The 24,725-nt window shown below is 69.6% G+C and carries 20 protein-coding genes and 3 tRNA genes; 11 read left to right on the plus strand and 12 right to left on the minus strand.

Going from position 1 to position 24,725, the window contains the following annotated elements; translation table 11 throughout:
• Positions 1 to 44 precede the first annotated feature (44 nt).
• Together ABG085_RS09530 and ABG085_RS09535 are read right to left on the minus strand one after the other, a co-directional pair.
• Positions 45 to 1,775, minus strand: coding sequence for a bifunctional 3'-5' exonuclease/DNA polymerase (locus ABG085_RS09530; protein ID WP_347979127.1), 1,731 nt, complete (start codon positions 1,773 to 1,775; stop codon positions 45 to 47).
• 38 nt (positions 1,776 to 1,813) lie between these two features.
• Complete coding sequence (locus ABG085_RS09535; protein ID WP_347979128.1) at positions 1,814 to 2,545, minus strand: C4-type zinc ribbon domain-containing protein; 732 nt, start codon at positions 2,543 to 2,545, stop codon at positions 1,814 to 1,816.
• An 88-nt stretch (positions 2,546 to 2,633) separates the two neighbouring features.
• On the opposite strand from ABG085_RS09535, the gene ABG085_RS09540 reads away from it, so the two are divergent.
• Positions 2,634 to 4,166, plus strand: coding sequence for an amino acid permease (locus tag ABG085_RS09540; RefSeq protein WP_347979129.1), 1,533 nt, complete (start codon positions 2,634 to 2,636; stop codon positions 4,164 to 4,166).
• 9 nt (positions 4,167 to 4,175) lie between these two features.
• On the opposite strand, the gene ABG085_RS09545 is transcribed toward ABG085_RS09540, so the two are convergent.
• Positions 4,176 to 4,248 (minus strand) — tRNA-Val (locus ABG085_RS09545).
• Between the two features lie 141 nt (positions 4,249 to 4,389).
• On the opposite strand from ABG085_RS09545, the gene aceE reads away from it, so the two are divergent.
• The 6 genes from aceE to ABG085_RS09575 all read left to right on the plus strand — a co-directional run bounded on the left by aceE (position 4,390) and on the right by ABG085_RS09575 (position 11,994).
• Positions 4,390 to 7,119, plus strand: coding sequence for a pyruvate dehydrogenase (acetyl-transferring), homodimeric type (gene aceE, locus ABG085_RS09550; RefSeq protein WP_347979130.1), 2,730 nt, complete (start codon positions 4,390 to 4,392; stop codon positions 7,117 to 7,119).
• A 28-nt stretch (positions 7,120 to 7,147) separates the two neighbouring features.
• Entirely contained in the window at positions 7,148 to 8,347 is a 1,200-nt protein-coding gene (locus tag ABG085_RS09555; protein WP_347979161.1) for a helix-turn-helix domain-containing protein, read from the plus strand.
• A 101-nt stretch (positions 8,348 to 8,448) separates the two neighbouring features.
• A complete protein-coding gene (locus tag ABG085_RS09560) occupies positions 8,449 to 9,360 on the plus strand; it encodes an ACP S-malonyltransferase (RefSeq protein WP_347979131.1) in 912 nt (303 codons plus the stop codon).
• 13 nt (positions 9,361 to 9,373) lie between these two features.
• Positions 9,374 to 10,375 (plus strand): beta-ketoacyl-ACP synthase III, encoded by a 1,002-nt coding sequence (locus tag ABG085_RS09565; RefSeq protein WP_347979132.1) that lies wholly within the window; start codon positions 9,374 to 9,376, stop codon positions 10,373 to 10,375.
• A 75-nt stretch (positions 10,376 to 10,450) separates the two neighbouring features.
• Entirely contained in the window at positions 10,451 to 10,699 is a 249-nt protein-coding gene (locus ABG085_RS09570) for an acyl carrier protein (protein WP_013586517.1), read from the plus strand.
• A 56-nt stretch (positions 10,700 to 10,755) separates the two neighbouring features.
• Entirely contained in the window at positions 10,756 to 11,994 is a 1,239-nt protein-coding gene (locus tag ABG085_RS09575; RefSeq protein WP_347979133.1) for a beta-ketoacyl-[acyl-carrier-protein] synthase family protein, read from the plus strand.
• 158 nt (positions 11,995 to 12,152) lie between these two features.
• On the opposite strand, the gene ABG085_RS09580 is transcribed toward ABG085_RS09575, so the two are convergent.
• Both ABG085_RS09580 and ABG085_RS09585 read right to left on the minus strand, forming a co-directional pair.
• A complete protein-coding gene (locus tag ABG085_RS09580) occupies positions 12,153 to 12,656 on the minus strand; it encodes a DUF3145 domain-containing protein (RefSeq protein WP_347979134.1) in 504 nt (167 codons plus the stop codon).
• Positions 12,657 to 12,807: 151 nt separating this feature from the next.
• Positions 12,808 to 13,581 (minus strand): hypothetical protein, encoded by a 774-nt coding sequence (locus tag ABG085_RS09585; protein ID WP_347979135.1) that lies wholly within the window; start codon positions 13,579 to 13,581, stop codon positions 12,808 to 12,810.
• A 165-nt stretch (positions 13,582 to 13,746) separates the two neighbouring features.
• Between ABG085_RS09585 and ABG085_RS09590 the strand changes: the two genes are divergently transcribed.
• On the plus strand, positions 13,747 to 15,753 hold the full coding sequence (locus ABG085_RS09590) for a DUF262 domain-containing protein (protein ID WP_347979136.1): 2,007 nt from the start codon (positions 13,747 to 13,749) through the stop codon (positions 15,751 to 15,753).
• Positions 15,754 to 15,811: 58 nt separating this feature from the next.
• Here ABG085_RS09590 and nagE read toward each other — a convergent pair whose 3' ends face one another.
• The 3 genes from nagE to ABG085_RS09605 all read right to left on the minus strand — a co-directional run bounded on the left by nagE (position 15,812) and on the right by ABG085_RS09605 (position 19,223).
• Complete coding sequence (gene nagE, locus ABG085_RS09595) at positions 15,812 to 17,752, minus strand: N-acetylglucosamine-specific PTS transporter subunit IIBC (RefSeq protein ID WP_347975527.1); 1,941 nt, start codon at positions 17,750 to 17,752, stop codon at positions 15,812 to 15,814.
• Positions 17,753 to 18,006: 254 nt separating this feature from the next.
• A tRNA-Ile gene (locus ABG085_RS09600) sits at positions 18,007 to 18,080 on the minus strand.
• Between the two features lie 54 nt (positions 18,081 to 18,134).
• Entirely contained in the window at positions 18,135 to 19,223 is a 1,089-nt protein-coding gene (locus ABG085_RS09605) for a DMT family transporter (RefSeq protein ID WP_347975528.1), read from the minus strand.
• 42 nt (positions 19,224 to 19,265) lie between these two features.
• On the opposite strand from ABG085_RS09605, the gene def reads away from it, so the two are divergent.
• The 3 genes from def (at position 19,266) to ABG085_RS09620 (ending at position 21,110) form a co-directional block, all read left to right on the plus strand.
• Complete coding sequence (gene def, locus ABG085_RS09610) at positions 19,266 to 19,832, plus strand: peptide deformylase (RefSeq protein WP_347975529.1); 567 nt, start codon at positions 19,266 to 19,268, stop codon at positions 19,830 to 19,832.
• 91 nt (positions 19,833 to 19,923) lie between these two features.
• A complete protein-coding gene (locus tag ABG085_RS09615; RefSeq protein WP_347975530.1) occupies positions 19,924 to 20,427 on the plus strand; it encodes a hypothetical protein in 504 nt (167 codons plus the stop codon).
• An 89-nt stretch (positions 20,428 to 20,516) separates the two neighbouring features.
• Entirely contained in the window at positions 20,517 to 21,110 is a 594-nt protein-coding gene (locus ABG085_RS09620; RefSeq protein WP_347975531.1) for a DUF305 domain-containing protein, read from the plus strand.
• A gap of 48 nt (positions 21,111 to 21,158) precedes the next feature.
• On the opposite strand, the gene ABG085_RS09625 is transcribed toward ABG085_RS09620, so the two are convergent.
• The 4 genes from ABG085_RS09625 to dnaG all read right to left on the minus strand — a co-directional run bounded on the left by ABG085_RS09625 (position 21,159) and on the right by dnaG (position 24,724).
• Complete coding sequence (locus tag ABG085_RS09625) at positions 21,159 to 21,815, minus strand: hypothetical protein (protein ID WP_347975532.1); 657 nt, start codon at positions 21,813 to 21,815, stop codon at positions 21,159 to 21,161.
• Between the two features lie 64 nt (positions 21,816 to 21,879).
• Positions 21,880 to 21,952: transfer RNA gene (locus ABG085_RS09630), tRNA-Asn, on the minus strand.
• A gap of 79 nt (positions 21,953 to 22,031) precedes the next feature.
• Positions 22,032 to 22,820 (minus strand): ATP-binding cassette domain-containing protein, encoded by a 789-nt coding sequence (locus ABG085_RS09635; protein WP_347975533.1) that lies wholly within the window; start codon positions 22,818 to 22,820, stop codon positions 22,032 to 22,034.
• A 50-nt stretch (positions 22,821 to 22,870) separates the two neighbouring features.
• On the minus strand, positions 22,871 to 24,724 hold the full coding sequence (gene dnaG, locus ABG085_RS09640; RefSeq protein WP_347979162.1) for a DNA primase: 1,854 nt from the start codon (positions 24,722 to 24,724) through the stop codon (positions 22,871 to 22,873).
• Position 24,725 lies beyond the last annotated feature (1 nt).

The raw sequence follows: 24,725 nt of genomic DNA on the forward strand, positions 1-24,725 counted from the left end.
TCGCCCCGCGAGTCTACCGTCGCGGGCTGAGTCCCGGCTTCGCGTCAGTCCTTCAATGCGGTCTCGGCGATGCGCACATCGAGCAGGAAGTCGAGCGGGAAGTCCCCGAAGAGCAGGCGCCCGGCGGCGGCAGCGGCATCCGTCACCGCCTGCGCGGCCGACTCGGCGTGCTCTTCGGGAGTGTGCACGATGACTTCGTCGTGGAGGAAGAATGCCAGATGCGGCTGTCGTGCGAAGGCCGGACCCGATCGCGGTGCGCCGCGATCGGCCGGCACGGGCGGGAGCGCGGCGAGGCGTCCCCGCAGGTCGGCGAGCCACGCGAGCGCCCATTCGGCGGCGGTGCCCTGCACGACGAAGTTGCGCGTGAACCGGCCACGATCGCGGGCCCACCGCCTCGCGCGGGTCTCCTCCGCTCCGGATGCCTCGGCCTCGGTGGCACGGGACTGCGCGGCCGACCACTCCGGTGAGGGAGCCGGCGAGCTGCGGCCGAGCCAGGTCGAGACCACGCCGCCGTCCTCGCCGACGCGGGCCGCGTCATCCACCAGGCCCATGGCCCGCGGGTAGATCCGGCGCAGGCGCGGAACGAGGCGGCCGGATTCTCCCGTCGTGGCGCCGTACATGGCGCCGAGGAGGGCGATCTTGGCCTCCTGACGGGTGGCGACCGCGCCGCTGTCGACGATGCCCGCGTAGAGGTCCCGGCCGCGCGCCGCCGCGGCGAGGGCGGTGTCGCTCGCCATTGCGGCCAGTACGCGCGGCTCCAGCTGCGCGACGTCGGCCACGACGAGTCGCCAGCCGGGATCGGCGCGCACGGCCTCGCGCAGCTGACGTGGGAGCTGGAGAGCGCCGCCGCCGGAGGACGCCCAGCGGCCGGTGACGACGCCACCGGGGACGAAGACGGGTCGGAACCTCCCGTCTGCGACCCAGTCCGAGAGCCAGACCCACCCGTTGGCGGAGAGCAGCCGCGAGAGCTTCTTGTACTCGAGCAGCGGCTCGATGACCGGATGCCGCTGCTCGGCGAGCTCCCATCGGCTCGTGGACTCGACCAGCACGCCGACGCGGTGCAGCGCCCGCAGCAGCTTCGGCTGCGAGTCGAGGCTGGCGGTCGGGTCTCCGAGCGCCGCGCGCACGCGCTCCGCGGCATCCGCGAGCTTCGCCGGCTGGCCGCCGCCAGGGCGGCGCTCCCCGAGCGTCTCGACTAGGATCCGGTCGTGCGCGGCCGCGTCCCACGGGAGGCCGGCGGCACGGAGCTCGGTGGCGACGAGGGCGCCCGCGGACTCCGCCGCGGTCAGCAGGCGCAGGCGGCCGGCATCGCTGCTGTCCGCGATGGCCGCCCGCTGGCGCCGGAACTCCGCCAGGGCGGCCCCGACATCGGACGGCGGCCCGGTGGGGCGCTGCCCGTGCTCGAGATCGAACAGCGTCGGCGCCGCGTCCTCCGCGTCGACGTGTGGTGCGGCATCCCATTCCACCGCCCGGCGCACCTCAGCCGACTCGTCGACCAGCGCCGATTCCCGCAGGATGGCGTGGCAGAGCCGCAGGTCGTGACAGCGGGCGACCCGGACGCCGTCGGCGAGCAGGGCTGTGTACCACTGCGGCGTGTCGTGCCAGACCCAGCGAGGCGCCCAGCGCGCCTCGGCGTCTGCGATCCACGACGTCAGCGCGCCCTGATCCACCTCGTCGCGGTCGAGCTCGGCGGCGGCGTCATCGAGCCGGATGACGTCCGCCCCGCGAGCCGTCCGCCCGAGGACGATCCAGACGGGCGCGTCAGCTGCGCCCACGACAGCACGGCCCGGCGGGATTTACAGCCCGGACTCCCTCACAGCCCGGATTCATCGTCGCGCACCAGCAGGCAGCCGCATTCGGGGCACGTGACGACCTCGTCCTCGGCCGACTGACGCAGCACCTGCAGGTCGGTGCCGGCGAGCACCATGTTGCAGCCCTCGCAGGTGCGGCGTCGCAGGAACGCCGCGCCGGCGCTGCGAACCGCGACACGGTCGTAGAGCGCGATCAGTTCGGCGGGGAGGGCGCCGGCGATCGCGGCCCGGTCGCGGGTCGCAGCATCGAAGGCTGCGGTCGCCTCGGCGACGGCGCGCTTGCCCTCGGCGCTGAGCTCGGCCCCCTCGGCGTTGGTGGCCGCGATGAGCGCCTCCTGCTCGGCGACGGCCGCGTCCGCGAGCTCGAGTCGCTCCATGACCGCCAGCTCGGCGTCTTCGAGGTCGCTCTTGCGTCGCGCCAGTGCGGCGAGCTCGCTCTCGAACCCCTGTGCCTCTTTCGAATTTGTGGATGCCGCGAGCCGCTGCGCGTCCCGCGCCGCACGGGCGTCGACCACCGCGACATCGGATTCGATGCGGGACAGCTCCGTGCGGAGGTCGTCACGCGCGCCCAGGCGCGTGGTGAGCTCCTGCGACAGCTGCTGACGGCGGCCGAGCAGCTCCTGGACGCGACCGGCCTGCGGCGGGTTCTTGCGGGCGTTCTCGGCCTGGCGGATCCGGGCGTCGAGCTGGGCGACCTCGACGAGGCGGCGCTGGTCTGCGGGGCTGGCTTTCACGTGTCCAACCTACCGTGGGCATCGACGCCGTGATCGGCGGCCGCTAGCATTCGACGACCGGTCCTTACGCTGACGAAAGGCGCGCATCATGGCCGTTCTCCGTACGAAGTCCGTCGAGCGGTCCATCGCCGACACCGATGAACCGGAGTTCCGGCTCAAGAAGTCGCTGAGCGCACTCGACCTGACCGTCTTCGGCATCGGTGTCGTGATCGGCGCCGGGATCTTCACGCTCACCGGCCGCGCCGCCCACGAGGTCGCCGGCCCGGCGATCGTCCTCAGCTTCGCGGTGGCGGCGATCGCCTGCACCCTCGCCGCGCTCTGCTACGCGGAGTTCGCCTCGACCGTGCCGGTGTCGGGGTCGGCCTACACGTTCTCCTATTCGTCGCTGGGTGAGCTGTTCGCCTGGATCATCGGGTGGGATCTCATCCTCGAGATGTTCCTGGGGGCGAGCGTGGTCGCGCAGGGATGGAGCGCGTATCTCGGCACGCTTCTCGATCAGCTCGGGATGCCGATCCCGCCTGAGATCGGCTACGGCGGCACCGTCGACCTCATGGCCATCCTGCTGGTGCTGGTGCTCGGCGGCCTCATGACCTTCGGCATCAAGGAGTCGCTGAGGGTGAACATGGTGCTCGTCGCCGTGAAGCTCTTCATCGTGCTGTTCGTGATCGTCGCCGGCATCCTGTTCGTGAATCCCGCCAACTGGTCGCCCTTCGTCCCCGCCCCGGCACCGACCGACGCGCCGACCGGACTGAGCCAGCCGCTGCTGCAGTTCTTCTCGGGGATCGAGCCGACCGCGTTCGGCGTCGGCGGCATCTTCGCCGGGGCCGCTCTCGTGTTCTTCGCCTACATCGGCTTCGACGTCGTCGCGACGACCGCGGAGGAGACGCGCAATCCGCAGCGCGACCTGCCGATCGGCATCATCGCGTCGCTGGTGATCTGCACGCTGCTCTACTGCGCCGTCGCGCTCGTCGTCACCGGCATGGTCCCCTACCAGGACCTGGACCCCGCGGCCGCCCTGGCCAACGCGTTCGCGTTCCACGGGCAGACCTGGATGGCCACCCTGATCTCGGCCGGCGCCGTCGCCGGCCTCACCACCGTCGTGCTGACGCTCCTCATCGGTGCCACGCGCATCATCTTCGCGATGTCCCGCGATGCGCTGCTGCCCATCGGCCTCGCGAAGGTGCACCCGCGGTACCGCACGCCCTGGCTCATCTCGATCATCGTCACGATCGTGGTCGCCGTCGTCGCAGGATTCACCCCGGTCGGGCTCCTCGAGGAGATGGTGAACATCGGCACGCTCTCGGCGTTCGTGCTCGTCTCGGTCGGCGTGATCGTCCTGCGCCGCAAGCGCCCCGACCTGCCGCGAGCGTTCCGCGTGCCGTTCAACCCGTGGCTGCCCGCGCTGTCGGCGGCCATCTGCGTGTACCTGATGCTCAACCTCACCGTCGAGACATGGCTGCGATTCCTGGTGTGGCTCGTCATCGGCTTCGCGATCTACTTCGCCTACTCGCACCGGCACTCGAAGATCGGCCAGCCGGGCTACGAGGAGTTCGCGCTGCCGCATGTCGTCTCACACCAGCGCGACGACAGCGACGACGATCCACGGTCGGACCGGGGGTGACGATGACGGTGGGCCCTGCCGGGATCGAACCGACGACATCCACGGTGTAAACGTGGCGCTCTACCAGCTGAGCTAAAGGCCCTCGCGGTCAGTCTACGAGGTGCGTCCGGTTCGTCCCGAACTCGCTAGGCTGGCAGATGGTGCGTTGTGGAGGGCTGACAAAGCCCGCGGCGCTCCGGTAGCGATTCCCTGGCATGATCTGCCAGACGACGAAAGGTCTTCTGTGACTGTCAACGATCAGGATCCGTACTCGCAGGAACCCCTCGACAGCGATCCCGATGAGACCTCCGAGTGGCAGGAGTCCCTCCAGCAGCTCGTGCAGGCGAAGGGCCATGGGCGTGGCCGAGAGATCATGCTGAGCCTGCTGCAGACCTCGCACGAACTGCAGCTGAACGTCCCGCAGGTTCCGACCACGGACTACATCAACACGATCGCCCCCGAGAACGAGCCCGAGTTCCCGGGCGACGAGGAGCTCGAGCGACGCTACCGCCGCTGGATCCGCTGGAACGCCGCGGTCACGGTGCACCGTGCGCAGCGCCCCGGCATCGGCGTCGGCGGCCACATCTCGACGTACGCCTCGTCGGCCTCGCTGTACGAAGTGGGCTTCAACCACTTCTTCCGGGGTCTGGACGACCCGAGCGGCGGCGACCAGATCTTCATCCAGGGCCACGCCTCCCCCGGCATCTACGCCCGCTCGTTCCTCGAGGGGCGCCTGACGTCGGAGCAGCTCGACGGCTTCCGCCAGGAGAAGTCGAAGGCGCCGAACGCGCTGCCGTCCTACCCGCACCCTCGGCTCATGCCGGAGTACTGGCAGTTCCCGACGGTGTCGATGGGTCTCGGTCCGATCAACGCCATCTACCAGGCGATGTCGAACAAGTACCTCACCAACCGTGGGATCAAGGATGTCTCGAACTCCCGCGTGTGGGCGTTCCTCGGCGACGGCGAGATGGACGAGGTCGAGAGCCGCGGTCAGCTCCAGGTCGCGGCGAACGAGGGTCTGGACAACCTGACCTTCGTCGTGAACTGCAACCTGCAGCGCCTCGACGGCCCGGTCCGCGGCAACGGCAAGATCATCCAGGAGCTCGAGAGCTTCTTCCGCGGCGCCGGCTGGAACGTCATCAAGGTCGTGTGGGGCAGCGGCTGGGACGAGCTGCTCGCGAAGGACACCGACGGCGCCCTCGTGCACCTCATGAACACGACGCCCGACGGCGACTTCCAGACCTACCGCGCCGAGGACGGCGCGTTCATCCGCGAGCACTTCTTCGGGCGCGACGAGCGCACCGCGGCCCTCGTGAAGGACTGGTCGGACGACGACATCTGGGGCAAGCTGCGCCGGGGCGGCCTCGACTACCGCAAGGTCTACGGCGCCTACAAGGCGGCCACCGAGCACAAGGGCCAGCCCACCGTCATCCTCGCGAAGACGATCAAGGGCTACGGGCTCGGGCATCACTTCGAGGGTCGCAACGCGACCCACCAGATGAAGAAGATGACGCTCCAGGACCTCAAGTACTTCCGCGACTCCATGCGCATCCCGGTCTCGGACGCGCAGCTGGACGAGAACCCGTACCTGCCCCCGTACTACAACCCCGGCAGCAACGACGAGACGATCCAGTACATGCTGGATCGCCGCCGTGCGCTCGGCGGGTTCCTGCCGGAGCGCCGCACGCACCACGTCGGCCTGCAGCTGCCGGGCGACGACGCGTACGCGCTCCCGAAGAAGGGCTCGGGCACCCAGGAGATCGCCACCACGATGGCGTTCGTCCGACTGCTCAAGGACCTGCTCCGGGCGAAGGACTTCGGCCACCGCATCGTGCCGATCATTCCCGACGAGGCGCGCACGTTCGGTATGGACGCGTACTTCCCCACGGCGAAGATCTATAACCCGCACGGCCAGAACTACACCTCCGTCGACCGCGAGCTGCTGCTGGCGTACAAGGAGAGCCCGCAGGGCCAGATCATCCACGTCGGCATCAACGAGGCCGGCGCCGTGGCGGCGTTCACCGCCGCAGGCACCTCGTACGCCACGCACGGCGAGCCGCTGATCCCGGTGTACGTCTTCTACTCGATGTTCGGGTTCCAGCGCACCGGGGACGCCCAGTGGGCGGCGGGCGACCAGATGGCGCGCGGCTTCATCATCGGCGCGACGGCGGGACGCACCACGCTCACCGGTGAGGGACTGCAGCACGCCGACGGCCACTCGCCGCTGCTGGCCTCCACCAACCCGGCGACGCTGTCGTACGACCCGGCCTACGGCTACGAGATCGCGCACATCGTCCGCTCGGGCATCGAGCGGATGTACGGCGGCAACCACCCCGACCCCAACGTCATGTACTACCTCACGGTGTACAACGAGCCGCTGGTGCAGCCGGCGGAGCCGGAAGGGGTGGACGTCGACGGCATCGTGCGCGGCATCCACCGCATCTCGACCGCTGAGGGTGAGGGCCCGAAGGCCCAGATCCTGGCCTCGGGTGTCGGTGTGCCGTGGGCGCTCGAAGCGCAGCAGCTGCTGCGCGAGGACTGGGGCGTGCAGGCGGATGTCTGGTCGGTGACCTCGTGGAGCGAGCTGCGCCGCGACGGTCTGGCAGCGGATGAGCACAACTTCCTCCACCCGGAGGAAGAGCCCCGCACCGCGTACCTCACCGACAAGCTGAAGGATGCCGCCGGCCCGGTCGTCGCGGTGAGCGACTTCATGCACGCGGTGCAGGATCAGATCCGTCCGTGGGTGCCGAACCGGTTCGCGACCCTCGGCGCCGACGGCTTCGGGTTCTCGGACACGCGAGCCGCCGCTCGTCGCTTCTTCAAGATCGACGGTCCGTCGGTCGTCGTCCGCACGCTGCAGTCGCTGGCCGAAGAGGGCGTGGTCGACCGCGGCCTCGCCGCCCAGGCGATCGAGAAGTACCGTCTGCACGACGTGACGGCCGGAACGAGCGGAAACGCGGGCGGCGAGAGCTGACCCGCCGATGGGCAGGCCCACCGAGGTGATGGACAAGACCGAGACGCTCGCCTGGCTGCGGCGCATCTCGGGCGACCTCGCCACCGTCACGATCAAGCGTCTCGATGACACGCTGCCCTGGTACGCCGAGATGCCACCGGCCCGCCGCTCCGCGGTCGGGCTGGTGGCACAGGCCGGCATCACCTCGTTCATCCAGTGGTACGACGATCCCGAGTCGACGCCCTGGATCGCCGCCGACATCTTCGCCGCTGCTCCGCGCGAGCTGCTGCGGAGCGTGAGTCTGACGCAGACGCTGCAGCTGATCCGTGTGACGGTCGAGGTGACCGAGGAGCGGGTCGCCGGCAAGGGCGAGCATCTGCGCGAAGCGATCCTGCTGTACTCGCGCGAGGTCGCCTTCGCCGCGGCGGACGTCTACGCCCGCGCGGCGGAGGCCCGCGGGCTCTGGGATGCGCGGCTCGAGGCGCTGGTCGTCGACTCCATCCTGACCGGAGAGGCCGACGAGGAGCTGCCCAGCCGCATCGCTGCGCTCGGCTGGCACGGTCACGGCGAGGTCGCCGTGCTGGTGGGCACCACTCCCCCGCAGTTCGACGTCGACCAGCTGCGCCGCACCGCGCGCAAGCTCGGCGTCGACGTGCTGATCGGGGTGCAGGGCTCACGCCTCGTGCTGGTCGTGGGCCGCGCCGATCTATCGGCGATCGCCGACGAAGCCGTGATCGACCTGCCCTTCGCGGAGATCGCGCGGCGGCTCGAACCCGGTTTCGGTGCCGGCTACCTCGTGCTCGGTCCCACGGTGCCCGCACTCGTGGACGCGAGCCAGAGTGCCCGGGCGGCGCTGGCCGGCTTCGCGGTCGCGCGGGCGTGGCGCCACGCCCCGCGCCCGGTCGAGGCCGATGACCTGCTCCCGGAGCGCGCCCTCGCGGGCGACCCCCTCGCGAAGATCACCCTCGTGGATCGCATCTACCGGCCGCTGCAGGCGCACAGCGCCGACCTCGTCACGACGCTGTGGGCCTACCTCGACAACGGGCGCTCGCTCGAGGCGACCGCCCGCGAGCTGTTCGTGCACCCCAACACCGTCCGCTACCGGCTCAAGCGCGTGTCCGAGGTCATCGGCTGGGATGCCACGGGACCCCGCGAGGCGCTGATCCTGCAGACGGCGCTCATCCTCGGCTCCATCGGGACGGATGCCGCCCGCCGACGTCCGCCGGCGCCTCGGCGCGGCGCCGTCTGACGTCGCCGACGGCCCAACGTGTGGACCTTGCACAAAGGCACCCGTCATTCTTGTGACGGTGTCGCCAGAACCACCCTCCGGATCCTTGACAGGATGGAACGGTGAGAATCGCGGTCTTCCCAGGGCAAGGCTCCCAGTCCCCCGGCTTCCTGACACCCTGGCTCGACGCGGACGGCTCAGCCGATCGCCTCGCGCAGTACTCCGAGTGGTCGGGCGTCGACCTCGTGGCTGCCGGCACGGAGTGGGATGCGGACCGTATCCGCGACACGCAGGTGGCGCAGCCCCTCATCGTCGCCGCGAGCCTGCTCTCCTGGAACGCGCTCCCCGAGCGTGAGCGCATCGCCGGCGTCGCAGGTCACTCCGTCGGCGAGTTCGCCGCAGCCGCCGCGGCCGGCGTGCTCAGCGAGCAGACCGCGCTGACGCTCGTCGGCATCCGCGGCCGCGCGATGGCGGAGGCCGCAGCCGCCGCCGAGACGGGTATGAGCGCGGTGATCGGCGGCGACGAGGCGGCCGTGATCGCACGCCTCGACGAACTCGGTCTCGCGCCGGCCAACTACAACGGGGGCGGCCAGCTCGTCGTCGCCGGCGCGCTCGACGGTCTGCAGGCGCTCGCGGCCGAGCCGGTCGCCGGCACGCGGGTCATTCCCCTCCAGGTGGCGGGAGCCTTCCACACCCGGTACATGGCGCCGGCCGTCGAGACGCTCCGCGCCGCCGCAGCCGAGGTCGCGGCATCCGATCCGGGCGTCCTGCTCTGGACCAACCGCAACGGCTCGGCAGTGGAGTCCGGCCGCGACTTCGTCGACCTGCTCGTCGATCAGGTCGCTTCGCCGGTGCGCTGGGATCTCTGCATGTCGTCCTTCGCCGACGCCGGTGTGTCGGGCATCGTGGAGCTGTCCCCCGCCGGAACGCTCGTCGGGCTCGCCAAGCGCGCGCTCCGCGGGGTGCCGACGGTGGCCGTCAAGACGCCCGCTGACCTGGACGCCGCCACCGCCCTGGTGGCCGTCGACGCATGACCGGAGTATCCGAATGACCCCCATCCTCGTCCAGCCCACCGGTGTCGCCCACACGCGCATCTACGCGTACGGCGCCGCCCGTGGCGAGATCGCCGTGCCGAACGACGACCTGATCGGTCCGATCGACTCGAGCGACGAGTGGATCCGCCAGCGCACCGGCATCGTCACGCGCACGCGTGCGGTGGCCGAGACGGATGCCATCGACCTGGCGACGGATGCCGCCCGCGAGGCGATCGAGCGCTCGGGCGTCGACCCGTCGCAGGTGGATGCGGTCATCGTGGCCACCATCAGCAACCCCAAGCAGACGCCCTCGGTGTCGGCGATCGTGGCGGACCGCGTGGGGGCGAATCCCGCCGCCGCGTACGACCTCAACGCCGCATGTGCCGGCTTCGCCTACGGCGTCGCGCAGGCGGACGCACTCATCCGCGCCGGCGCTGCGCACTACGCGGTCGTCATCGGCACCGAGAAGCTCAGCGACGTCGTCGACCCGACCGACCGCAGCATCTCGTTCCTCCTCGGCGACGGCGCGGGCGCAGCGGTGATCGGCCCGAGCGACGCGCCCGGGATCGGCCCGACGGTGTGGGGCTCGGACGGCTCCAAGGCCGATGCGGTGGGCATGAACCACACGCTGACCGAGTTCCGCGACGGCACAGCGCCCTGGCCCACGCTGCGCCAGGAAGGCCCCACGGTCTTCCGCTGGGCCGTCTGGGAGATGGTGAAGGTCGCCCGCCAGGCGCTCGAGGCCGCGGGGGTCGAGGCATCCGACCTCGCCGCCTTCGTGCCCCACCAGGCCAACATGCGCATCATCGACGAGTTCGCCAAGCAGCTGAAGCTGCCGGACACCGTGCTGATCGGTCGCGACATCGAGACCACCGGCAACACCTCCGCGGCGTCGATCCCGCTGGCCACCCACCGCCTGCTCGAGGAGCACCCCGAGCTCAGCGGCGGCCTGGCGCTGCAGATCGGCTTCGGCGCCGGACTCGTGTTCGGCGCGCAGGTGGTGGTGCTCCCCTGACCCGGTGGAGCCCGACCCTAGACTGAGACGGCCCGTTCGGGCCCCCCGCAAACCCCTAGAAAACAGGAGAACCCCATGGCATTCACCAACGACGAGGTCCTCGCCGGACTCGCGGAGCTCATCACCGACGAGACCGGCATCTCGGCCGACGAGGTCGCCCTCGAGAAGTCGTTCACCGACGACCTCGACATCGACTCGATCTCGATGATGACGATCGTCGTCAACGCCGAGGAGAAGTTCGGCGTCACCATCCCCGACGACGAGGTCAAGAACCTCAAGACCGTCGGCGACGCCGTCACCTTCATCACGTCGAACCAGGCGTAAACCCCCCGGTGGGGGCCGCGGCCCCCACCGGCGCATCCACGAGGATTCACAACGACATGAGCAACTCCCGCATCGTCGTGACCGGCATCGGCGCATCGTCGCCGCTGGGCGGCACGGCTCCCGAGAGCTGGTCCGCGCTCCTGGAGGGCGTCTCCGGCGCCCGCACCCTGGAGCACGACTGGGTCGAGAAGTACCAGCTGCCGGTGACGTTCGCCGCCGAGGCCAAGGTGCGACCCGACACCGTGCTCGAGCGTCCCATCGCCAAGCGCCTCGACCCTTCATCGCAGTTCGCGCTCGTCGCGGCAATGGAGGCCTGGGCAGACGCCGGCAGCCCCGAGGTCGACCCCGACCGACTCGGCGTCGACTTCGCCACCGGCATCGGGGGGCTGCACACGCTGCTCGACGGGTGGGACACGCTGCGCGAGAAGGGCCCGCGCCGTGTTCTGCCGATGACGGTCCCCATGCTCATGCCGAACGCGGCAGCCGGAAACCTCTCCCTCCACTTCAACGCCCGCGCTTATGCGCGCACCGTCGCGAGCGCGTGTGCGTCGAGCACCGAGTCGATCGTGAACGCGATCGAGCACATCCGCGCCGGCTACGCCGACGTCGTGATCGCGGGCGGCACCGAGTCGGTCATCCACCCGGTCACGATCGCCGCGTTCTCGTCGATGCAGGCGCTCTCCCGGCGCAACGACGACCCCGCGACCGCATCTCGGCCCTGCAGCGTCGACCGTGACGGCTTCGTCATGGGCGAGGGTGCGGCCGTGCTGATCCTCGAGACCGAAGAGCACGCCCGGGCGCGCGGTGCCAAGATCTACGCCGTCGCGGCAGGCGGCGGCGTCACCGCGGACTCGTACCACATCACCGCGAACGACCCCGAGGGCCTTGGCGCGTCGCGCGCCGTACGCCTCGCGCTGGAGATGGCGGATGCCTCGCCCGACGACGTGACGCACATCAACGCGCACGCCACCTCGACGCCCGTCGGCGACCCGAACGAGTACACCGCGCTGCGCTCGGTGTTCGGCGACCGCATCGACGAGATCCCGGTATCGGCCACCAAGGCGTCGACCGGCCACCTGCTCGGCGGCACGGGCGCGCTCGAGGCGATCTTCACCGTGCTGGCATTGCAGGAGCGCGTGGCTCCCCCGACCATCAACCTGACGACGCAGGACCCCGAGGTCCCGTTCCGCATCTCGGGCACTCCCGCGCCGCTCGGAGACGGACCGCACCTCGCGATCAGCAACTCGTTCGGCTTCGGCGGCCACAACGCGGTCGCGGCATTCGCCTCGATCTGAGACGCGGTCGCAACCGCTCCGACGCAAACGAAGACGCCCCCGGTGAAGCCGACCGGGGGCGTCTGTCGTGCCAGGCGGTGGTTCGCGGTCCCGCTGCCCGGGATTCATGGCCTCCGAGCCTCGGTAGTGGCGCCCCGCGCCGCCTGCGTCTGTGGTGGTCAGCCGACCTTGTGCAGCCAGACGACGGGGGCGTCGTCGCTCGCGTGCCGGAACGCCTCGAGCTCCTCGTCCCAGGCGGCGCCGAGGGCGATGTCGAGTTCCCGACGCAGTTCGAAGGCGTCACCGCCGGCGATCTCCATGGCGTAGCGGATGCGGTCCTCGCCGATGACGACGTTGCCGGCGGTGTCGGTCTGCGCATAGTGGATGCCGAGACCCGGCGTGTGCAGCCAGCGGCCGCCGTCGCTGCGGGGCGTGGGATCCTCGGTGACCTCGAAGCGCAGGTGCTCCCAGCCGCGGATCGCCGTCGCCAGCGCGGAACCGGTGCCGGCCGCGCCCTCCCAGTAGAACTCCGCCCGGCGGCTGCCGGTGAGAACCGGCTGATCCGCCCAGTCGAAGCTGACCGCTCGACCCAGGGCTCGTCCGACCGCCCACTCGAGGTGCGGGCACAACGCTCGTGGCGCGGAGTGGATGAAGATCACCCCACGCGCTTTGTGTGTCGCCATGATCTCTCCGTTCGTCAGGTGCGTCTTCCCCTACGACCTGTGACGGTGCTCATGACATGCTGTTCGGTTGTGCTGCCGCCATTATCGCCGAGAGGGCGGGGAAATCACAAGAGTGTGATTTCCCCGCCCTCCGGGTCGGAGATGCGAAGGCTCAGGCCTCGCTCATCGCCTGGACCTCGACCTTGCCCTTTGCCGCGTAGTAGGCGGCGCGAGCGGCATCGCGACGTGCCTGCTCGGCCTGGCCGGCGTCGAGGACGTCCTGCGGCACGTCGACGTACTCGGTCGTCGGCTTGCCGTGGTACTTCTCGATGTAGGCGTCGAGCTCGGGGCCGGACTCCCACGACGTGATGAGGCAGTAGCGCGGCTCGTCACCGGTGTGGTGCACGGCGTGCCACAGGCGCTGCGTGTCGACGATGAGCTGAGCGCCGGCGGGCAGGGCGACGCGGTACTCGATGCTCGGGTCGGTGCGGTTCTCACGCAGCACGAAGTAGCTGTTCTTGTCGTCGGTGAGGTTGAAGAAGCCACGCACGACCCAGCCGGTGCCGTCCGGGTTGAGGCGGTTGTTGTCGTCCTGGTGCAGGTTGTACAGCGCGTCGGCGTAGGTGTTCGGCTGCAGCTCGATGACGCGGCAGCGCCCGACGTTGGCGCCGGGCTCCTGCGCGCGGCGCGTCATCTCGGGCGCCTTCTCGACCTGGGAGGGGATCCAGACGCCGTCCTTGTCAGTCCGCGGGGGTGTGTGGTTCCAGAAGCCGTTGCACTCGATCTCGCCCTTGGCGGACGCGAGCGGCGCGAACCGGGTGTCACCCGACGACTTCCAGTCGACGTATTCGATGGAGAGCCATTCCTTCGGGTCGAGTTCTCGATCGTAGGAGTCGAGGACCACGAAGCCGGTCTCATCGAGAGCGGCAGACTTGATGTAACCCATGACGAATCATGCCTTTCGGTCAGTGAGCCAGCACGTTTTAACAGGCTCAACTTAGGCAAGCCTACATCGGGCCCTCGAAGCGGCCCGTGGACCGCGCCGTGAATAACCGGCGGACGCCGGCGACGCAGGGTCGGAGGCGTGAGCCGCCTTTAGACTGGACGGGCCATGGTCACTGCCACGAATGTCGACGCCACTGCGGTCAACACCATCGGATGGCTCTCGGCCGCGGACTGGACGATCGTCGTTCCGGTGTACCAGCGGCAGTACCGGTGGGACATCGGCGGATGCGAGCAGCTGCTCTCGGACATCCGCGCGGTGGCCGACCTCGACGATCGCCACATGCACTTCATCGGCTCGATCCTCTCGTCGGCGAGCGGCGCGGGCGAGGAAGCCGAGCTCGTGCTGATCGACGGCCAGCAGCGTACGACGACCCTCATGCTGCTGGTCGCGGCCCTGCATCACACCGTTCGTGAGGCCGATCCCGCCCTCGCCGACCAGCTCCAGCGGGTGCTGGTGCACTCTCACGACGCGAGGCGCACCAAGCTGCGCCCGCATCGGGCCTGGGCGTCCGTCTTCGAGCGAGTGGTGCTCGACCTGCCGCTGCCGCCCGATGAGCAGCGCGACTCGCGGTTCGACGACAACTACGCGTTCTTCCGCAGTCAGATCAGCCTCGATGAGGCACCCCGAATCTGGCGCGGCCTGCAGAAGCTCGAGCACGTGGCTATCACGCTCGGCGCGGGCGCCAATGCGCAGCAGATCTTCGAGAGCCTCAACTCCACCGGCGAGCCGCTGCGCGACCACGAGCTGATCCACAACTACGTGCTGATGGGCCTCAATCATGCCGAGCAGCGCGAGATCGAAGCCGAGTACTGGCAGGCCATCGAGCACAACACCGGCGACGCGATCGCCGAGTTCTGGCGGCAGTACCTCGTCATGACCACCGGCCGCGAGGTGACGGTCGTCGGCGGGCGGGGCGTGTACGAAGCGTTCCGGCACGAGTTCCCCCGGCTGGAGTTCGCCGACCTGGTGCGTCACGCCGGCGAATGGCGCGAGCTGTCCCGCGTGTATCGCGTGCTGCTGCACCCGAGGGAGGCTGGGGATGCAGAAGTCGGGCGCCAGCTGTCGTACCTCAGCACATTCGGCACGGGGATGTATCCGCTCGTCATGCGCGTGTACCGCGACTTCGAACTGGGCGCCGTCGCCCGCGACGAGCTCATCGAGACACTCGAGATGGTGCAGTCGCTGCTCGTGCGTCGCTCGATCGTCGGCACGGGCGTCGAGCGACTGGTCGCGCGGCTGTGCCGCGCGCGCGAACAGGGCAGGGACGCGCTGGTGTCGGCGATCTCCCGCATCACCCCCTCGGACGAACGTGTCGCGGTGGCGCTGAAGTACTCCGAGCTGCCCCACGCGTCGTATGTGCTGGGCCGTCTCGCCGGGGTCGACGGAGCCGGTGGCCTCGATGTCGAGCACATCTTCCCGCTCGCGCCCGGCGATGGGTGGACGGGCGACGGCGTGCGCGCCTGGGCGTCGTACAGCGAGGACGAGCAGAACAGCCATCGCGCCCTCGCGAACACGATCGGCAACCTCACCGTTCTCGAGGAGGACCTCGCGGTGCGCGCCTTCGACCGCTCCTTCCCCGAGAAGCAGGCACTCTACGCCCGCAGCTCGGTCCCGACCACGGCCGCGCTGGCCGAGCTGCCCGCCTGGGGAACGGCGGCGATCTCCCAGCGGTCGACGCAGCTGACCGAACGCTTCGTCGCGGTGTGGAAGCGCCCCGGCGGGCCGGCGATCGACGACGACGGTCTGACCCCCATCCTGGACGCGGTACGCCGGCGCGGCTGGCCGCCGGGATGGCACCGTGAGTGGTCGTACGTGGAGTACTGCGGCGAGCACTGGGAGGTTCCCGACGTCAAGTACCTCTTCAACCGCGTCTTCAAGCGCCTGTGGGCCGATGCCCGTGAAGCCGTCGTCGCATACAGCGCGCGGCGGGGTGGCCCGGTGTACACGGCGCAGTCGTGGAACGGTCAGTGGGATCGGCTCGACGATGAGCACTCCCTCTACATGGGCTGGGACTCCAGCTACATGCTGAGCGCCGTGCAGGGCGTCTTGGAGGAGGCCGGGCTCGCACCCGAGGTGTTCGTCAAGTACTCGTACATCGGCAACGCGATGTAAGGGGGACGGATGCCTCGCTCAGAGGCATCCGTCCCCCTCATCGTCGGTCGCGCGACCGTCAGTCGAAGGCGATCGACGCGTTCTCGTTGTTCAGCACGATCACCGGAGTGATCGACGGATGACCCGCCGCCTGGATCTTCGCCAGGTCGAAGCGGAGCAGCGGCGTGCCGGCCGTGACCTTCTGGCCCTTCTCGACCAGCGTCTGGAAGCCGTCACCCTTCATGCCCACGGTGTCGATGCCGACGTGGATCAGCAGCTCCGTACCGTCGCCCAGCACGAGCGCCACGGCGTGGCTGGTGTCGAACGTCGCCCCGATGGTGCCGTCGGCGGGAGCGACCACCGTGTCGCCGGTCGGCTCGATCGCCACGCCCGGCCCCATGATGCCCTGCGCGAAGGTCGGATCGGGTACCGCTGACAACGGCACCACCTGTCCCTCGAGCGGCTGACGCAGCCGCACGGTCGTGGTGGCCGGGGTGTCGGTGAGCACCGCGGTGGAGCCCGCGGCGGGAGCGATGGATGGTTCCGGCGCCGCGCCGGCCGGCACGGCGACCTCTCCCGCGATGATCTGCTCCATCGCGTCCTTCACGAACTGCACGTTCGTTCCGTAGACGACCTGCACCGATTTGCCGCCGGGCTTCATCGTGCCCGCCGCCCCCGCGCGCTTGAGAGCGGTTTCGTCGACCTTGCTCGGATCGTCGATCTCCATCCGCAATCGCGTGGCGCAGTTCTCGAGTTCGAGGATGTTCGCTTTTCCTCCGAGTGCATCGATGAAGCGGCTGCCGGTGACGAGGTACTTGTCGTCGGCCGCGTGCGTGTCGTACTCGGTGCCCTCACCGAGGATGTCGTCGTCCTCGCGCCCGGGGGTCTTCAGGTTGAACCGCTTGATGAAGAAGTAGAACACCCCGAAGTAGATGAAGAACCAGAACACGCCCATCACCGGGATGAGCCAGGGGTTCTGCGCCATCGGGTTCATCCAGTTGAGCACGAGGTCGACGAACCCCGCCGAGAACCCGAAGCCCATGCGCACCGGCAGTATCTGGCTGATCGCCATCGAGATGCCGGTGAACAGCGCGTGCGTGACGTACAGGACCGGGGCCAGGAACATGAAGGCGAACTCGAGCGGCTCCGTCACACCGACGAAGAACGACGAGATGGCGCCGGCGAGCAGGATGCCGTAGGCAAGCTTCTTGCGCGTGGTCCTGGCCGTCAGGTACATCGCGAGGGCCGCACCGGGCAGGCCGAACATCATGATCGGGAAGAACCCGGTCATGTACTGGCCGGTGACCCCGTAGGTGCCTTCGCCGGAGAGGAAGTTGTTGAGGTCGTTGATGCCGGCGACGTCGAACCAGAACACCGAGTTCAGCGCGTGATGCAAGCCCACAGGTATCAGCAACCGGTTCAGGAAGCCGTAGATGCCGGTGCCGAACGGGCCGAGCGTGACGATCCACTCGCCGAAGGTGACGAGTCCGCCGTAGACCCAGGGCCAGACGAAGTACAGCACGATGGCGACGACGAGCGAGATGCCCGCCGTGACGATCGCGACCGAGCGCTTGCCCGAGAAGAACGACAGCGCGTCCGGCAGCCTGGTGTCTTTGAAGCGGTTGTAGCAGAACGCGCCGATCAGGCCGCAGATGATGCCGATGAAGACGTTCTGCACCCTCAGGAACGAGGCGTCGACCTCGTTGACGTCGGCCACGCCGGTGTAGAGCGCCACCGTTTCCGGCTTGAGGAGCGTCGTCACCACGAGCCAGGACACGAGTCCCGCCAACGCCGAGGTGCCGTCGGATTTCTGGGCCATGCCCAGCGCGATGCCGACGGCGAACAGCAGCGCCATGTTGTCGAGCAGGGATCCACCGGCAGCGCCGAGGAACGCCGACACGATGTTGGGGCTCTGGCCGCCATTGCTGATCCAGAATCCGAGGCCCGAAAGGATCGCGGCCACCGGCAGCACCGCCACCGGGAGCATGATCGATCTACCGAGCCGCTGTAGGAACTTCATTGTTCGCCTCCCAGGCGCAAGGGACAGTTGCTGTCGCTGACGCTACACGCAACGACCGGTGCGCCAACAGATCCCTCCCCCCGAAAGTAAGGGGTGCGAACGAATTGCCCTCGGTGCGCGGCCTTCCACTCGGGGAAGTGCGCCTGTCCGCCCCTCCGGCGGCGTGGGCCCACCTGCAAGGACGTTCTGGAGGACACGGGCTCGAAACAGCGGAAGACCGCCGCAGCCCTTGGGCAGCGGCGGTCTTCCATTCGTAGGGCGGGTGGGACTTGAACCCACGATCGTCGGGTTATGAGCCCGCTGCCTTGACCAGCTTGGCCACCGCCCCAGGCACGGAGTGCGCAGACGAGCCTACCGGTCCGTCAGTCTCGACGCGCGCGCGTCAGTGGTGCTCGGGGTCGTCGAGGCGGTCCTTGACCGGCGGCTCGGGCCACACCTTCGCAACGGCCTCGGTGACCTTGATCGAGCCGGTGCGCGGGTGCGCGGCATCCATCGAGGGACTGCTGCTTCCGCGCTGGATCGGCAGCCCTTGGCTCTCACTGAGCACCTGTGGATGGTGGCGTGCGAGCTGGAACACACCCCACACCGCGATCGCGCCCACCACGGCGAACGAGATGTAGACCCAGAGCGGAGCGCCGGCGACCTCCTGCAGCACCGTCAGACCGATGATGATGGCCACGATGGGGTCGATGACCGTGAGGCCGGCGACGACCAGGTCAGGCGGGCCCGAGGCGTACGCGCTCTGCACGAAGTAGGCCCCGATGATGGCGCCGATGATCAGGGCGGCCAGGCACGCGAACGTCAGCCAGTCGAAGTTGTTGTCTTTGATGCGCTCGATGACCACCTTCGCCAGCGTCGCCACGAAGCCGTAGATGACGCCGGCCGCGGTGATGTAGAAGAGAGCGCCCATCCGCTTGCGCAGCCAGATCCAGAGCCCCGCGAACACCAGCGTGACGACGACCAGCAGCACCAGGATCGTGATCAGCTGTGCGTTCGACACCGGCTTCTCGGTGGCGAACAGCGCCGCGATGGTGACGAAGATGAAGATGCCGCCGACGCATGCGCCGATCGCGATGAGGGAGCGCTTCGTGGGCTTGTGCCCGCTGATCTGCGCGTTGAGGAGGGTCGTGATGACGAGGGCCACCGCACCGAGCGGCTGCACCACGATGAGCGGTGCGAAGAAGAGGGCAGAGAGCTGGCAGACGATCGCCAGGCCCAGCATCAAGGTGCCGATCACCCACGAGGGGCGCGCGAGCAGCTTGAGCATATGACTCGGCCCGAGCCCCTCGCTGGAGTGTCCGCCGCTGAGGCTCTCGACCTTCGTCACGCCACGGTGCTGGTACTGGGCGCCGAACGACATGAACACCGCGCCCAGCAGGGCGAGCGGGATGCCGATCAGGATGCCGGGATTCTGGAACGCGCCGACGAGCTGATCGCCGACATCCTCGAGTTCCACCGCAGTCCAGACCACGTATCGACACTAGCCGCAGGCGCCGGTCGATAGGCTCAAGGCGTGGCTGTTCTCCCGATTCGCATCATGGGCGATCCCGTCCTGCACTCCCCCGCATCCCCCGTCGAAGAGATCACGGACGAGATCCGCACGCTGGCCGCCGACATGTTCGAGACGATGGATGCCGCGCCCGGCGTCGGGCTCGCCGCCCCTCAGGTCGGCGTGCCGCTGCGCATCTACACGTACAACTACGCCGACGACGACGGCGGTCCCTGGCGCGGGGTGGTGATCAACCCCGAGCTGTGGATGCGACCGCTCGAGCCGGGCGCGCCCGATCCGGATGACGAGGCCGAAGGCTGCCTCTCGTTCCCCGGTGAGCGGTTCCCGCTGCGTCGTTCGGACGAAGTGCTCGTGACCGGCACCGATCTCGACGGCGCGCCTGTGGAGATTCGCGTCGACGGATGGCGGGCGCGCATCATGCAGCACGAGTTCGACCACCTGGACGGAATCCTCTACGTCGACCGTCTCGACGACGGCGACTGGAAGACCGTGCAGAAGATCGCGCGCAAGCGCGGGTGGGGCCGGCCCGGCAGCGCCTGGACTCCCGGCGTGGACGACATCGACGCCTGAACTCCAGTCGACCCATACCCCCGCCCGGTATATCCTGGATGCGACGCGAGGACTCATGCCTCGTGCTGCCTGCGGACGCGAGGAGGGACGGATGGCGCTGCTGCGACTTTCGGAATTCTCGCCGCACGCTCCGCTGCTCCCCCGCGTGATCGCTGCCGTCGCCCTCATAGCCGGCCTGCTCGGCATGCACGTGCTCATGGCGCCCTCCTCCCACGCCGCCCACGCACGAGCGGACGTGGCGGAATTCGTCGTGTCGTCGGTGAGCGCGACGTCACAGCCGCATCACGGCGCCGCAGCCGCGCCGAGCGCTTCCTTGCTCTCTGCCGCGAACCCTGCGCTCGACCAGCTGCCTTGCGCGAGCGTGTGCGCAGATCCGGCGAGTCAGGAGTCCTCCCACGATCAGGACGAGAGCATCTGGTCGGTGATCTGCGTCCTGGCGCTGTTCCTCACCGCGCTGCTGCTCATGCCGCCGGGGCGGTCGCGCGTGCTGTCGCGGCGCGGCCCGTGGCCGGCCGTGCGGCAAACCGATGCCGACGGCAGCAGTGCGCCGCAGCATCCACCCTCCCTCCATCTGCTTTCGATCAGCCGGACGTGAGCCGTCGGTGCCCGGTGCTGCCGGGCCACCGCCCGCGCCTCCCCAGAGGCCGGGGTTCTGACGACCGCAGAGATCGAGAAGAGAGACAGATGACCACGTATACGCGCGTCCTCCTGATGCCCGCACCCCTCGCCCTGGCACTCGCCCTGGCCGGCTGCGGCGGCGCGGCTGGAACCGGCGACATGCCCGGCATGCACCATGGCTCAGGCGAGTCGTCCGCGTCAGCCGCCGACGTCGCGATGTCCGACCAGATGTTCGTAACGATGATGATCCCGCATCACGAGCAGGCGATCGAGATGGCCGACATCCTCCTCGCCAAGGAAGGGGTCGATCCTCGGGTCATGGCGATCGCCGAGCGCATCAAGGCCGCGCAGGGCCCGGAGATCGAGCTCATGGAGGGCTGGCTCGAGGACTGGGGCGTCGGGGCGGGCTCCGGCGGCATGGATCACGGCGACGGCATGATGAGCGAGGCCGATATGAGCGCTCTGCGCGAAGCGGACGGCGCGACGGCGGGCCGGCTGTTCCTGGAGCAGATGGTGGTGCACCACCAGGGCGCGGTCGAGATGGCAGAGGCAGCGCTCGACGCCGCCGAGGATCCCGAGGTGAAGGCCCTCGCCGAACAGGTGGTCGAGGATCAGAAGGCGGAGATCGCCGAGATGCAGGAGCTCGCGGCGACGCTCTGAGCGTGACGACCCTGGTGGGTGGGTGCCGCGCTCCTGCCCGCCAGGGTGTCAGTCGTCGCGGCGGTTCTGACGCTCGACCCACCGACGCAACTCGGCGTCGGCCCCGGGCGGGGCCTGTGCGATGACGTTCATCCCCTGCCGCACGAGGGTGGTGCCGGTCTGCAGCGGCCCCCACACCCGCGCGGTGGTCAGCTCGCCGGTGTCGACGTCGCGGACCTGCACCTGCGTGGTGTCGGTGGCCTTGCGTGCCCCGGCCTTGCCCGCGACGTGCTGGACGACCAGCACCGGCAGGCCGTGGGCCGCGGCGGTGGCGATGACCGCGTCGAGGTCGTGGGCGGCCCACTGACGTCGGATGCCGCGCGCCGTCCACAGCGCGACCACGACGACGGCCACCGTCGCGACCCCCGTCGGCACCAGCCAGCAGCTGACGACCGCGAGGGCCAGCGACCACGCCAGAACTCCGCGCACCGCGAGCAGGATCGCTGCGATCGAGGGCACCAATGCGAGGAAGAGCCAGGGAGCGGGGACGGAGAACGGGAACATCCACGGGTCTCCGCCGAGGAGCACCACGAGGCCGACCCACACGACCGCCGCCGCGAACACGGCCAGCACACACAGCAGCGGCACAGCCCGGTAGATCGGCGCCGGCGCGGGGACGCCGCCTTCGACCGCCAGCAGCGGCGAGGGCTTCGCGCGACCCGCCATATGCACCCCTCGATCTGATCCCGGAGACGAAGAAAGCCTCGGGGGTGGAGCCCCGAGGCCTTCGCTCCCCCACTTGGACTCGAACCAAGAACCTATCGGTTAACAGCCGATTGCTCTGCCAATTGAGCTATGGAGGAATGGTCCGCACTTTCGCGCGGGCAACCAGACCATACTAGCAAAGCCCAGCCCGTGCTCACGACCACGGCAGGGCCTTCGTCAGCTCACGAGCCGCCTGTCGGCCTCCCCGCTCGGGGTCCACAGCAGGTCCTGGGTGCCGTGCCCGTACGCCACCGCGTGACCGGCGCGGAGCACGAGCACGTCCGCATCCAGCTCGTTCACGACGTCGCGCTCGTTCGTGACGATGAGCGCCGCCATGTCGAGCTCGCGGCGGCGCCGCAGCACGGCCTCGCGTGCGGCCTTGCGCACCTCGACGTCCATGTTGGCGAAGGGCTCGTCGGCGATCAGCACACGCGGCTGCAGAACGAGGGCGCGCGCGAGTGCGACGCGCTGCCGCATGCCGGCGCTGAGTTCGTAGGGGTACTTGGCGGCCGCACCCAGCGGGAGCATCAGCTCGTCCAGCAGAGACGCCACCCGTACCGCGAGGGCGCGTGCGCTCACGCGACGGTCGCGGCTGGTGATCGGCTCGCCGATCACGTCGGCCACGGTGAGGCGTGCGGGCAGCCGGGCGCCCGCCGATTGCGGGAGGTAGCCGGCGTAGTACGTCAACTGGCGATGCGCGCGGCCCGGGCGCCGCACCGAGATCCCTTCGACGAGCGCACTTCCTCCCACGACGGCGAGCCCCGCCTCGTCGGCGCCGGCCAGCACCGCGGCGAGCGAGGACTTGCCCGAGCCGGTCGGGCCCATCACGGCGAGGATGCCGCCGTGGGGAAGCCGGAACGAGACGCCGTCGACGACCCGCTGGGACTCGCCTCCGCGGCCTCCGCGGCGGGCGATCGAAAGATCGGAGCAGTCGACCGCGACATCCGCGTCTCTTCGGCGAGCCATCTGTTCATCCTGCCCTGGGAGGGACCTCGACGCCAGCCGGGACGCGTGGATCAGGACGCTTCGTCGACGAGCGCCTGGCGCCGCGCGTCGAGCTCGCGCAGGCGCAGGCGGATGCTGCGTCCCTCTTCGGATGCCGCCGGCACACGCTGGATCGCGCCGAGCAGTTCGGCCTTCTCCCGATCGAAGCGCCGGAGGACGAGACGACGCGCGAGATCCCCTGCCGACGTCACCGCCGCCTCATCATTCAACGCCGGGAAGTCGCCGGCGAGCAGCTCTGCGGCGAGCGAGCGATACGGCTCACGCACGGTGGCGACGGCATCCGCAGACCAGCCGGGCCGCTGCATCCCGGGAGCCTCGCGGATGGCGACGCGCACCGCGTCGAGCGCGGAGTTGCGGAACGGCTGCTCGAGCGCCCGCTCGATGAGAGTCGCATCCATGCGGTGCCCGAACTGCAGCACGCCCATCAGCGCGTCCCGCTCCAGCCCGACCTCGGGGGTGCGGGGAAGCGTCGCCAGCGTGACCCTCAGCGCGCCCTCGTCGGCGGGCTCCGTCGGCGATGTACCGGGCGAGGGATCACGCCTGCTTCCGCCACCACGGCCTGCGCGTTCGACCTCGCGGCGCACGTCCTCGGTGTCCATGCCGAGCCGACGCGCGAGCACGCGAACGTACTCCGGCTGCAGGAGGGGATCTCGCAGCTCGGCGACGACCGGTGCGGCCGAGCGCAGCGCGCCGACACGACCCTCGACGCTGGCCAGATCGAAGCCCGAGATGCGCTGATCGATCACGAACTCGACCATGGGCACCTTGGTCTCGAGCAGCGCGCGCACCGCGCCGTCGCCCCGGGCGAGGCGCAGGTCGCACGGGTCGAGCCCCTCGGGACCGGTGGCGACGTACGTCTGCGCGTTGAACCGCTTGGCGTCGGCGAAGGCGCGGAGCGCCGCCTTCTGCCCCGCGGCATCCGGATCGAAGGTGAAGACGACCTCGCCGGCGGTGGAGTCGTCGCCCATCACGCGACGGAGCACCGTGATGTGGTCGGAGCCGAAGGCGGTGCCGCACGTGGCGATCGCGGTCGTGATCCCGGCGAGGTGGCAGGCCATCACGTCCGTGTAGCCCTCGACGACGACGACACGATGCTGGCGGGAGACCTCGCGCTTGGCGAGATCGAGTCCGTAGAGCACCTGCGCCTTCTTGTAGATGGTCGTCTCGGGCGTGTTGAGGTACTTGGGGCCGTTGTCGTCGTCGTAGAGCCGGCGTGCGCCGAACCCGATCACCTGACCGGTGACGTCGCGGATGGGCCACACCACACGGCCGCGGAACCGGTCGTACACGCCGCGCTGGCCCTGCGACACGAGTCCCGCCGACGAGAGCTCCTCGTCGCTGTAGCCCTGAGCGCGCAGCGCCGCGTGCATCCCCGACCACCCCTTGGGCGCGTAGCCCACGCCGAAGTGTCCCGCAGCGCCGGCGTCGAACCCTCGCTGCCCGAGGAAGCGCCGCGCGATGTCGGCCTCGGCCGTTGACAGCTGCGCGCGGAAGAACTCCGCCGCCGCGGCGTTCGCGGCGTACAGGCGCGCACGGCCGGTGTGCTCGGGGGCGGCGCCGCCGTCCTCGTAGTGCAGGGAGTAGCCGATGCGGCCGGCGAGGCGCTCGACCGCCTCCGTGAAGGTCACGTGGTCCATCGCGCGCAGGAACGAGTACACGTCACCGGACTCGCCGCAGCCGAAGCAGTGGTAGAAGCCGGCTTGCGGGCGCACGTTGAAGCTCGGGCTGCGCTCGTCGTGGAAGGGACACAGGCCCTTCAGCGAGCCGACACCGGCGGACTTGAGGGCGACGCGTTCGCCGATGATGTCGGCGATGTTCGTGCGGGCCTTCACCTCGTCGACGTCGGCCTGACGGATCCGCCCCACC

The organism is Microbacterium sp. ProA8, assembly GCF_039905635.1.
GTDB classification, from domain to species: domain Bacteria; phylum Actinomycetota; class Actinomycetes; order Actinomycetales; family Microbacteriaceae; genus Microbacterium; species Microbacterium chionoecetis.